The sequence below is a fragment of the Dysosmobacter sp. genome (assembly GCF_034093755.1).
GTDB lineage: Bacteria > Bacillota > Clostridia > Oscillospirales > Oscillospiraceae > Oscillibacter.
This window is the reverse complement of sequence record NZ_JAXEBZ010000027.1, coordinates 1-7601: the sequence shown is the minus strand read 5'-3', so window position 1 is coordinate 7601 and position 7601 is coordinate 1. Positions and strand designations below refer to the sequence as shown.

Sequence of the window (7601 nt, the reverse complement as noted above, 5' to 3'; positions counted from 1 at the left end):
TTTTCTTTGGGCAAGACCCAAAGAAAACGGGGGAAACAGGCGAAGCGCCGCCAGCGGCGGAAACAGCGAGGGCTGTTTCGAGGAAGCGGCACGATTGGCGGCCCCAACGGGGCCGGGAATCGTACTGCCGCGACGGTGGTTCCGGGAAGCCGCAGCCTTCGCTGCATCCCCCGGCACCCGGACGGGCGCAATCCCCCGCCTAAACCGGCGAAAAAAAACGGCTCCCTCCTTTCGGAGAGAGCCGCGTCACGGGCAAAAGATTCAGTTTCCGTCCCCTTCGGCCATGCGGTAGCCCACGCCCACCTCGGTGAAGATGTACTGGGGCTCCGCCGGGTTCTTCTCGATCTTCCGACGGATATTGGCCATGTTCACCCGCAGGATCTGGTTGTCGCTGCCGGCCCGGGGGCCCCACAGCTCCCGGATGATGTAGTCATAGGTCAGCACCTTGCCGGCGTGCTTGCCCAGCAGGGCCACAATGCGGAACTCGCTGAGGGTCAGCTTGGCGTTGACGCCTCCCACCAGCACCTGGTGCTTGTTGTAGTCAATCACCAGGTCCCCCACGCTGTAGGTCCCCCGGCGGGCCAGCTCGTCGTTGCCGGTGGCGGTGCGGGTGTGGCGCATGGCGGTGCGCACCCGGGCCAGCAGCTCGTCGGTGCCGAAGGGCTTGGTGAGATAGTCGTCGGCGCCCATGTCCAGCGCCGCCACCTTGTCCTTTTCGTGGGACCGGGCGGACACCACCACTACCGGCAGGCTGGACCAGCCGCGCAGGCTCTTGAGAATGTCCATGCCGTCCATGTCCGGCAGGCCCAGGTCCAGAATCACCAGATCCGGGCAGTTGGAGGACACCATGGACAGCCCCTCGCTGCCGGTGCGGGCCAGCATGGTCTCGTAGCCGTTGGCGGCCAGAATGGTGGAGATGAAGCGGGCGATGCTCTGTTCATCCTCAATAATCAGAATTTTGTCCCGAATGGTCATGGGATCACTCCTTTCCATATACCGCCAGAGGCGGCTCCGCTGCCGGACAGCCCTCTCCCAGCGGCAGGGTGAAGCGCATCTCCGCGCCGCCCTCCGGCAGGTTTCCGGCACTCATCACGCCGCCGTGGGCGTGGACAATGGCCTTGCAGACCGTCAGGCCCAGGCCCATGTTCCGCTTTTTGTCTCCCGCCGTGGTCTCCTCGGTCCGGCGGACCCGGTCATCAAAGAGGTTGGCCAGCTGCTTTTCCGGAATGCCGCCGCCGTTGTCCCGGACGGTGAACAGGGCGCAGTTTCCCTCCCGGCAGACGGACAGTCGGATGTGGGTGGTGGTCTTTCCGTGGATGGCGGCGTTTTCCAGCAGGTTTGCCAGCACCTGCTCAATGAGGATGGCGTCCATGGGCACCATCAGCAGCTCCTCCGGCGCCTCCACCGACACGGAGATGTGGGAAAAGCGCTTGCGGAACTTCCGGGCCGCCTCGCCCACCACCTCCTCCGCCGCCTCCGGCGTTTTGGTGATACGGGCCGTCTCCTCCTCGCTCATGCGGGTGACGCTCAGCAGGTTCTCCACAATGCGGATCAGCCACTGGGCCTCCTCCCGCACATCCTGCAGCAGCAGCTCCTGGTCCCGGACCGACAGCCGTTCCCGGTTTTCCAGAATGGTGGAGGTGGCCCCCACAATGCTGGTGAGGGGGGTGCGGATGTCGTGGGACACGGAGCGCAGCAGGTTGGCCCGCATTTTCTCCTTTTCATTCTCCGCCCGCAGCTTCTCCTGCTGGCGGACCTGGTTGGTCATGGCGCAGGTCATGGTGGACACCACCGCCATGGTCAGGAAGGTGAGGGGATAGCCGGCAATGACGAAGTTGAAGGCCCGGTAGGGGTAGGTGAACAGGAAGTTCACAAACAGCACCCCCAGCAGCGACGCCAGCAGGCCGAACAGGTACCCGTTGGTGAACCGGGACACCATCAGCACCGCCATCACGTAAATCAGCGTAGCGAACTCGCCGCTGCCGTCCAGAATCCGCATGGCGTAGCAGCAGGCGGTGGCGCAGAGCATAATGGCCACAAAGGTTACCAGGTCCCTCCAGGACACCGGGAACAGCTCTTTCAGACGTTTTTGATCCATGGCACCCTCCCCCGGAAACAGCTCCGCCGCGCTTCCCGGCAGCCGGGACGCTCATAACGGCCTTTGGGCTATTATACCATACTTGGTGTTAAAATCCTGTGAAAAAACAGCAAATTTTCTTCCGGTTTTTTACAGTCTCTGAACAGGGGCGGCCCGTCCCTTGTCACCCATTGAACGGATTTTCGGATATGATGGTAACAGAAGCTACCGGTAAGCGCCAAGAAATGAGGTATCGTGATGGACAAGAATTTGGATAAGATTCTGCTGAAGAGCGAAAAGGTCCTGTGGAGCGGCACCAGCGCCCCCTTCCCGCTGCTGGACAGCCGGCAGAAGAGCGGGCTGAAGATCCTGGCCCAGTGGATTGCCACGGTGGTGATCACCGCGGGGCTTCTGTGGGCGTATCTGATCAACAACCATCCCGCCAGCCCGGTTTTCGTGGGCGGCGTGCTGACAGTGGCGGCGCTGGTGGCCCTGTCGCCTGTGCTGGAGTGGAAAAACGTGCAGGCCCAGCGGTATCTGATCACGGACCGCCGGGTGCTGCTGATCCAGCGGTTCAGCTCCGTGTTCTCCATCCGGCTGGACCATATCGATGACTTCCGCCTGGTGGAGGACGAGTCCCCCTATCCCTGCCTGGTCATCGGCACCGCCCTGTATGAGGACATCGGCAAGCAGCTGCGCTGGCGCAGCTGCCACCCCAAGAGCAACCTCTCCTCCTCGGAGATGGATAACCTCATGGGTCTGGTGCTCTACAACCTGAAAGACGCCGACGAGGCCGCCGCGGTGCTCAACCGCCTGCTGACCTCCGATGCAGCCTGAAGCCTCCCTTTCTCTCCCCACAGGACAGCCCGGTCTTTGAAGACCGGGCTGTCCTGTTTTTTTCCCGCCATCTCCGACGCCGCGGTTGCTTTTTCCCCGGAAGCTGGTATACAATATTACTATTGTGAAACACCGGGCCGCCGGAGCAGGGAGGCAACCGCCATGAAAACACTGCCCCACATCCGCAAGCAGGAGATTCTGAATACGCTGCGCCTCCGGGGCTCCATCGACGTGCAGGAGCTGGCCCGGACCTTCGGCGTCACCTACATGACCATCCACCGGGACCTGCAGGCCCTGGAGAAGGAGGGGCTGATCTCCCGGGTCTACGGCGGCGCCGTGGCCGCGCCGGAGAAGGAGAAGGCCAAATCCGCCCGGAAGGAGGCCGCCCGGCCCGGCTACTCCCCGGCGGGGGAGGAGAAGCGCTTCATCGCCAAGGCCGCCGCGGCCCAGGTGCAGGACGGGGACATCATCGCCCTGGACGGGTCCAACTGCGCACTGCAGATGTGCCCCCTGCTCCACGAGAAGTCCATTACCGTGGTGACCAACGGATTGAACATCGCCCTGCAGTTCGCCGACTCCGACTCGGTGCAGGTGCTGCTCACCGGCGGGCTGCTGCGCCACCGGGATATGTCCCTGGTGAGCATCCGGAACCCGGACCTGCTGGAGCACATCAACATCGGCAAATGCTTTTTCTCCGCCACCGCCCTGTCCGCCCAGAAGGGGGTCATGGAGCAGAGCTACGAGGAGTCCGAGGCCAAGCGGGAGCTGCTGCGGCGATCGGAGCAGCTGTACCTGCTGGCGGACCACACCAGGCTGGGGGGCACCGCCCCTTACGTGGACTGCGCCTGCCAGCAGCTTTACGCCGTGGTGACGGACCGGTACGCCGGTTCCACGGCGGAGATGACCGCCTGCCTGCGGGGGGTTCTGAAGGTGGGCGTCCGGGTGATTTACGGCACACTGTGAAAGGAGTTTTTCCATGGACGAGCTTGCGAAGATTATCCATACCGACAACATCCGCCTGTCCGGCGACGGCCGCAGCGTGGTGATTCTGGACCAGACCCAGCTGCCCAACCGGGTGGTCTACCTGACCCTCAGCCGGGAGGAGGACTGCTACGAGGCGATTCTGAAGCTGCGGGTCCGGGGCGCCCCGGCCATCGGCATTTTTGCCGGCTACGCCATGTACGTGCTGGCCCAGCAGTACGCTCACCTGCCCTATGACGCCTTCGCCGCGGAGTTTCACCGCCAGCGGGAGTACCTGAACGCCTCCCGGCCCACGGCGGTGAACCTGAACTGGGCGCTGGCCCGGATGGAGCAGGTGGTGACGGACGGTGCCGGGCAGCCGGCGGCGGAGATTCTGGACCGGCTGCGGGCGGAGTGCACCGCCATCCATCAGGAGGACATCTCCATGTGCACCAGGATCGCCGAATACGGCCTGACCCTGGTGAAGGACGGCGACGGCATCCTGACCCACTGCAACGCCGGCCCCCTGGCTACCTCCCGCTACGGCACCGCCCTGGGGCCTATCCTGCTGGGCAAGGAGCGGGGCATGGAGTTCCGCGTGTTCGCCGACGAGACCCGGCCGCTGCTCCAGGGCGCCCGGCTCACCTCCTTTGAGCTGCAGAAGGCGGGGGTGGACGTGACCCTCATCTGCGACAACATGGCCAGCATCGTCATGAAAAACGGGTGGGTGCAGGCCTGCTTCGTGGGCTGCGACCGCATCGCCGCCAACGGCGACTTCGCCAACAAGATCGGCACCTCCGGCGTGGCCATTCTGGCCAAACACTACGGCATCCCCTTCTACACCCTGGGGCCCACCTCCACCATCGACATGGCCTGTCCCGACGGGGACCACATCCCCGTGGAGCAGCGGGACCCGGGCGAGATCCGGGAGAAGTTCTACGCCGAGCCCATGGCGCTGCAGGAGGTCAAGTGCTACAACCCCGCCTTCGACGTGACGGACCACACGCTCCTCACCGCCATCGTCACGGAAAAGGGCATCTGCTATCCCCCGTTTACCGAAAGCCTGAAAAAGCTGTTTGAATAAGGAGGTTCCCATCATGACCAAAGAATCCATTTCCGCCAGCATCTCCGTCACCGACCAGGAAATCGCCAAGGTGGTCCTCATGCCCGGCGATCCCCTGCGGGCCAAGTACGTGGCCGACCACTATCTGGAAAACCCCGTCTGCTTCAACACCGTCCGCAACATGCTGGGCTACACCGGCACCTACCGGGGCAAGCAGATTTCCGTCATGGGCCACGGCATGGGCGTGCCCTCCATGGGCATCTACGCCACGGAGCTGTACACCCAGTTCGACGTGGACGCCATCATCCGCATCGGCTCCGCCGGCGGCCTCAGCGACGAGGTGAAGGTCCGGGACGTGGTCATCGCCATGGCCGCCTCCAGCAACTCCGCCTACGGCGACGCCTATGACATGCCCGGCAAGCTGGCCGCCGTGGCCGACTACGGCATGCTCTCCGACGCGGTGGAGTCCGCCAGGGATCTGAACATCCCCGCCGTGGTGGGCAAGGTGTACACCTCCGACTTCTTCTACTATCCCGACCCCACCATCAACGAGAAGCTGCGCAAGCTGGGCCACCTGTGCGTGGAGATGGAGGCAGCCGGCCTCTACTGGACCGCCGCCGGCTGCGGTAAGAAGGCTCTGAGCATCCTCACCATCTCCGACCACCTGTTCTCCGGGGAGCTGCTGTCCTCCGCGGAGCGGGAGCAGTCCTTCAACGACATGATGAAGGTGGCGCTGGAGACGGCCTGGAAGATGATCTGACCTTCAAAAAAGCGGCTGAGCCACTTTTTGAGAGAGCCGCCCCCCGCCGCGGGCGCGTACTCTGCCAGGCTTTTATAAAAAGCAAGAGGAGATGACGTTCGTCATCTCCTCTTGTGTTATCAGAAAACCATCAGATGCGGGCCACGCCGGAATCCAGGGCGGCCTGGGCCACGGCGGCAGCCACGGCGGGACCCACACGGGGGTCGAAGGCCTTGGGGATGATGTAGTCCTCGCTGAGTTCCTCGTCGGAGATGAGGCCGGACAGGGCCTTGGCGGCGGCCACCTTCATCTCCTCGTTGATGTCGCTGGCCCGCACATCGAAGGCGCCCCGGAAGATGCCGGGGAAGGCCAGCACGTTGTTGATCTGGTTGGGATAGTCGCTGCGGCCGGTGGACACCACCCGGGCGCCGGCGGCCTTGGCCTCATCCGGGAAGATTTCGGGGGTGGGGTTGGCACAGGCAAAGATGATGGGGTCCTTCGCCATGGTGCGGATCATGTCCTGGGTGAGGGACTTGGGGGCGGACACGCCGATGAACACGTCGGCGCCCCGGATCACGTCGGCCAGGGTGCCGGCGGTGCGGGCGGGGTTGGTGACCTTTGCCATCTCCTCCTTGATCCAGTTCATGCCCTTCTCCCGGCCCTCGTAGATGGCGCCGCTGCGGTCGCACAGCGTCACGTCCGTGGCACCGGCGGACAGCAGCAGTTTGGTGATGGCGATGGCGGCGGAGCCGGCGCCGTTGACGGCGATCTTCACCTCCGGCAGCTTCTTGCCCACCACCTTCAGGGCATTGGTGAGGCCCGCCAGGGTGATGACGGCGGTGCCGTGCTGGTCGTCGTGGAAGATGGGGATGTCGCACTTTTCCTTCAGCTTCCGCTCGATCTCAAAGCAGCGGGGGGCGGCGATGTCCTCCAGGTTGATGCCGCCGAAGGAGCCGGAGATCAGCGCCACGGTGTTGACGAACTCGTCCACGTCCTTGGTTTTGACGCACAGGGGCACGGCGTCCACGTCGCCGAAGGCCTTGAACAGCACGCACTTGCCCTCCATCACCGGCATGCCGGCCTCGGGGCCGATGTCGCCCAGGCCCAGAACGGCGCTGCCGTCGGTAATGACGGCGCAGAGGTTGTGGCGGCGGGTCAGCTCATAGGACTTCTCCGGGTCCTTCTGAATCTCCAGGCAGGGCTGGGCCACGCCGGGGGTATAGGCCAGGGACAGGTCGTCCTTGGTTTTCACCGGCACCCGGGCCACCATCTCAATCTTGCCCTTCCACTCCTGATGGAGCCGCAGGGATTCCTTCGCGTAATCCATATCGTTCCTCCTACTCCGCACAGCGGCGGAAATTTGATTTCCCGTTTAATGTACTACGTTCCCCTTTTTCCGTCAACACTTTTTGGAATACCGGGCGGTTGGGTGGGGGCCGGTGATCACCGGCGGGATGACGCGCCGGACCCGGTGCGGGGGTGCCGGCCATCGCCGGGAGGCGCGATGAAGATCGCAGGCTTTGCACCCCCCATTCTTTTTCGTCTTGCCGAAAAAGAATGCGCCGTACACGGTGGAAGAAAAAGGCGCTGGGCGTACCCTTTGGATGCGCCAAAGGGTAGACTGGGGGTCTCCTCAGACCCTGCCGACAGAATCCCGGAAATCTTCTGCCGGGTGCGTCTGACACTGGCAGTCCCGGAGAGTCTGCCGCCGCAAGTTGCGGGAGTGCGGCAGTTGTCGGGGTGGAAAACCGAAAGGACTGTCCTTCTCTTCCCGCGCGTTCCGCTTCGCTACGCGCATACCCGGGGGGTTATCGTTTATTGCCCGGGTATGCGCGTAGCGAAGCGGAACGCGCGGGAAGAGAAGGACAGCCCTTTCGGTTTTCCACCACGACGACCGCCGCACTCCCGCAACTTGCGGCGGCAGA

The 7601-nt window shown here is 63.8% G+C and carries 7 protein-coding genes; 4 read left to right on the top strand and 3 right to left on the bottom strand.

Annotated features, from left to right (window positions below; all coding sequences use genetic code 11):
• Window positions 1-261 precede the first annotated feature (261 nt).
• Complete coding sequence (locus SOX55_RS03485) at window positions 262-975, bottom strand: response regulator transcription factor (RefSeq protein ID WP_325286047.1); 714 nt, start codon at window positions 973-975, stop codon at window positions 262-264.
• Window positions 976-979: 4 nt separating this feature from the next.
• A complete protein-coding gene (locus SOX55_RS03480) occupies window positions 980-2098 on the bottom strand; it encodes a sensor histidine kinase (RefSeq protein WP_325286046.1) in 1119 nt (372 codons plus the stop codon).
• Window positions 2099-2335: 237 nt separating this feature from the next.
• Between SOX55_RS03480 and SOX55_RS03475 the strand changes: the two genes are divergently transcribed.
• The 4 genes from SOX55_RS03475 to deoD all read left to right on the top strand — a co-directional run bounded on the left by SOX55_RS03475 (window position 2336) and on the right by deoD (window position 5697).
• Window positions 2336-2914 carry a hypothetical protein gene (locus tag SOX55_RS03475; RefSeq protein WP_325286045.1) on the top strand — a complete coding sequence of 193 codons (579 nt, stop codon included), beginning with the start codon at window positions 2336-2338 and terminating at the stop codon, window positions 2912-2914.
• 162 nt (window positions 2915-3076) lie between these two features.
• Window positions 3077-3877, top strand: a complete 801-nt coding sequence (locus tag SOX55_RS03470) for a DeoR/GlpR family DNA-binding transcription regulator (RefSeq protein ID WP_325286044.1) — start codon at window positions 3077-3079, stop codon at window positions 3875-3877.
• A gap of 13 nt (window positions 3878-3890) precedes the next feature.
• On the top strand, window positions 3891-4958 hold the full coding sequence (gene mtnA, locus SOX55_RS03465; protein ID WP_325286043.1) for an S-methyl-5-thioribose-1-phosphate isomerase: 1068 nt from the start codon (window positions 3891-3893) through the stop codon (window positions 4956-4958).
• 13 nt (window positions 4959-4971) lie between these two features.
• Entirely contained in the window at window positions 4972-5697 is a 726-nt protein-coding gene (gene deoD / locus SOX55_RS03460) for a purine-nucleoside phosphorylase (RefSeq protein WP_325286042.1), read from the top strand.
• 130 nt (window positions 5698-5827) lie between these two features.
• Here the strand turns inward: deoD and SOX55_RS03455 are convergent, their stop codons facing one another.
• Window positions 5828-7003 (bottom strand): NAD(P)-dependent malic enzyme, encoded by a 1176-nt coding sequence (locus SOX55_RS03455; RefSeq protein WP_325286041.1) that lies wholly within the window; start codon window positions 7001-7003, stop codon window positions 5828-5830.
• Window positions 7004-7601 lie beyond the last annotated feature (598 nt).

Bases quoted from the DNA above. Each gene is read 5' to 3' on its own strand.
- SOX55_RS03485 (WP_325286047.1), bottom strand. From the start codon at position 975: ATGACCATTCGGGACAAAATTCTGATTATTGAGGATGAACAGAGCATC.
- SOX55_RS03480 (WP_325286046.1), bottom strand. From the start codon at position 2,098: ATGGATCAAAAACGTCTGAAAGAGCTGTTCCCGGTGTCCTGGAGGGAC.
- SOX55_RS03475 (WP_325286045.1), top strand. From the start codon at position 2,336: ATGGACAAGAATTTGGATAAGATTCTGCTGAAGAGCGAAAAGGTCCTG.
- SOX55_RS03470 (WP_325286044.1), top strand. From the start codon at position 3,077: ATGAAAACACTGCCCCACATCCGCAAGCAGGAGATTCTGAATACGCTG.
- mtnA (WP_325286043.1), top strand. From the start codon at position 3,891: ATGGACGAGCTTGCGAAGATTATCCATACCGACAACATCCGCCTGTCC.
- deoD (WP_325286042.1), top strand. From the start codon at position 4,972: ATGACCAAAGAATCCATTTCCGCCAGCATCTCCGTCACCGACCAGGAA.
- SOX55_RS03455 (WP_325286041.1), bottom strand. From the start codon at position 7,003: ATGGATTACGCGAAGGAATCCCTGCGGCTCCATCAGGAGTGGAAGGGC.